This window comes from Fastidiosibacter lacustris (assembly GCF_003428155.1).
GTDB classification, from domain to species: domain Bacteria; phylum Pseudomonadota; class Gammaproteobacteria; order Francisellales; family Francisellaceae; genus Caedibacter; species Caedibacter lacustris.
Window position 1 is genome coordinate 1 of record NZ_QLIR01000038.1, and the last position, 2,677, is coordinate 2,677.

Annotated in this window: 1 protein-coding gene; it reads left to right on the plus strand. The window is 40.2% G+C overall.

Annotation, left to right across the window (positions count from 1 at the left end; translation table 11 throughout):
* Nucleotides 1–2,677, plus strand: a 2,677-nt coding sequence (locus tag DNJ77_RS09705) for a hypothetical protein (protein WP_204723396.1), incomplete at both ends; no start/stop codon positions are given.

A 2,677-nucleotide genomic window follows, 5' to 3' on the forward strand; every position in this document is an offset into this window, starting at 1 on the left:
ATGTCACTCCCGTGAATGACGCACCAAGTATCAGTGGTTTAACCACTTCATCACCTTATACAGAAAGTGCGGCAGATGATAGCATAAGTCCGATCAAATTGGTGTTAGATCCGAGTCTTTTCTTGGATGATGTGGATAGTGTCGGCTTTACCGGAGCAACAGTGACAATTAGCAATAATTATCATGACGGTGAAGATTACCTTGGCATGAGTCAAACCTGGATTAATGACAACCCCGCTACTGCTATTACCTATAGCTTTAGCGCTGGGGTGTTAACCCTCAGTGGAAATGCCTCGGTCGGTGACTATGAAGATGCGCTTAAAAATATCGTTTATTGGAACACGTCCAATACCCCGATGACGGATGTCAGGACAATCGAATATGTTGTGGATGATGCAGGCGTATTCTCGCCAGTGGTGTCAAAAACGATTACAGTCAATGCAATCAATGATGTGCCAACACTTAGCGTGAATACAACGGATATTAGCTATGTAGAAGATGTCACCGGTAGCATTGCCGTGAATGATGCGATTGTACTGAGTGATCGTGATGATACATTATTACAAAGTGCAACGGTTAGTATTGATAATGGCCATTTAATTCAAGAAGACGATTTATTTTTAAATACGGTCACCTTAAGTGGTGTTGCGGGAGTTTCGAGTGTTGAAACGCTGATAACGGATCTATCTTGGCGAATCACGTTTGATGACAGCAATCAAATTGTAGCAACCTATGACGATAGTACAGGGGTAATGGGGTTAGTCGGTAACGCAACGCTTGCGCAATATCAAACGGTTATGCGTCACGTTTATTATAAAAACATTGCCATCGAGCCTAACCATGGTTCTTTAAGCAAAACCATAAAATATACGGTCACTGATAGTAATGGTGGTGTTTCGGTAACGGCACAAAATCTGATTAATATTGCGCTAACCAATGATGCGCCAAGTGTCACCACAACAAGTAGCTTTACCTTCCCAGAAACAAGTGGAGCCTTAACAATTGATAGTAATCTCAATATAGTGGATGTTGATAGTACCAATCTTGGCAGTGCGATCATTAAAATCAACGCTAACTATGTAGACGGTGAAGATTTCTTAAGCATGGATCCAAGCTGGATTTCAGCGACGATTATAACCAGTTTTAATCAAACTAATGGTGAATTGACCCTAAGTGGGGTGGATTCAGTTGCAAACTATATTACGGCGCTTCAAGCAGTGCAATACCAAAATACTTCTGCCAATCCATTAGGAACGAAAACGATTGATTTTACGGTAACAGATAGTGAAGGCGTTAATTCTAAAACCTCCGCGATAGAGAGTGTAACGGTAAGCTTTAATGCAACCAATAATCCACCGGTTATTACCAAAGGTCATAGCAATACACTTTCGTATGTAGAAAGTGATGGTAGTATTGGAACAGCGATAGTGATTGACAATACTATCACGCTATCGGATGCGGATGATAGTAATCTAGAAAGCGCACAAGTGAGTATTTTAAATTTTAAATTGGGAGATAGATTGACAGTTGATGTAACAGGAACATCAATAACAACTACTTTTAATACCTCTACAGGGTTATTAAGTTTAAGTGGCAGTGATTCAATTGCCAATTATCAAGCTGTGTTAAGGAGTGTCAAATATTATAACTTGAGTAACGATCCTAGTGATGATAATAGGACAATACGCTTGTCAGTCAATGATGGTGATACCAATAGTTCAGCAGTAAATTACACATTAAACTTTACTGCAACCAATGATGCACCACAAATCAGCACAAGTTCAGGAAGTCACACTTTAACCTATACGGAAAATACCCTACTCACGCTTAACTCATCATTATTGTTTGATGATGTTGACAGTGACAATATGGTCAGTGCAACGGTAACGATCAGTGGCAACTATGTACAAGGTGAGGATAATTTAGTTGTAGATTGGGATAATACTCATCCTTTATATAGCAAACTATCCGTCGACTTTGATAATACAACAGGAGTGCTCACCATTGAAACAATAGACAATGTCAATAATCCGGTGGATATTGTTGGCTATCAAGATGTATTGAGGTTGGTGAAATATCAAAACCTATCTGATAATCCCACCACAACGGCAAGAGTGATCCAATTTCAGGTGAATGACGGGGAAAGCGCAAACAATCTTTCCAATACCTTTGATATAACGGTGAATATTACTCCCGTGAACGATGCGCCGGTGGTAACACTCCCAGTTAATTATACCACTCCTGGCATAGCCTACGTTGAAAACGGGGCACCGATTGTAATAGGTGCAATTAACTTAAGTGATGTTGATAGTAGCCACTTATCTTCAGCAACTGTTGGGATATCAAATGGACATGAGCCAGACGAAGATCAGTTAAGCTTTGATGAAGCCAACAGTAATGGAGTAACCGTGACGGTGCTTATCCCTAATAGCTCATGGACATTAACCTTTGCGGATATGAGTACGTTGACGGCCAGTTATGACGCTATTTCAGGTGGAATGACCTTGTCCGGGAATAATACAGTAGCAAATTATCAGTCAGCGATTGCAAGTATGGTGTATTACAACACTTCGGACAATCCAGCACAAACGGTCAAACAAATACAATATGTGATCACGGATGCAAATAGTCTTGATTCAGCAAATAACGTAAAAAGCTTGCTTACAATTACAACAGT